1 protein-coding gene is annotated in these 507 nt (G+C 67.5%); it reads left to right on the forward strand.

The genetic code is table 11. The annotated features are described in order from the left end of the window. A partial coding sequence (locus tag ABEA77_RS33870; RefSeq protein WP_345655999.1) for a transposase occupies positions 1–489 on the forward strand: 489 nt, incomplete at its 5' end. Between the last annotated feature and the right edge of the window lie 18 nt (positions 490–507).

Below are 507 nucleotides of genomic sequence, written 5' to 3' on the forward strand. Positions count from 1 at the left end.
GTGCGCGGTCTGGCCCACCAGCTCTTGGCCCTGGACGAGCGGATCAAGGACAACGACCGGGAGATCCGCGAGACCTTCCGCGCCGACGACCGGGCCGAGATCATCGAGTCCATGCCCGGCATGGGTCCGATTCTGGGTGCCGAGTTCGTCGCAATCGTCGGCGACTTGTCCGGATACCGTGACGCAGGGCGCCTGGCGTCGCACGCAGGCCTGGCGCCAGTACCCCGCGACTCCGGCCGCCGCACCGGCAACTACCACCGGCCCAAACGCTACAACCGACGCCTGCGCTGGCTGTTCTACATGTCCGCGCAGTCCGCGATGATGCGGCCGGGCCCGTCGCGGGACTACTACCTCAAGAAGCGCGGTCAAGGGCTGCTGCACACCCAGGCACTGCTGTCCCTCGCCCGCCGACGGGTCGACGTCCTGTGGGCCATGCTGCGTGACAAGAGGCTGTTCACCTCCGCCCCACCGGTCACGCATGCGGCTTGACACGATCATTGAGATTCT

It is taken from the genome of Streptomyces tremellae (assembly GCF_039540215.1).
Taxonomy (GTDB): Bacteria; Actinomycetota; Actinomycetes; order Streptomycetales; family Streptomycetaceae; genus Streptomyces; species Streptomyces tremellae.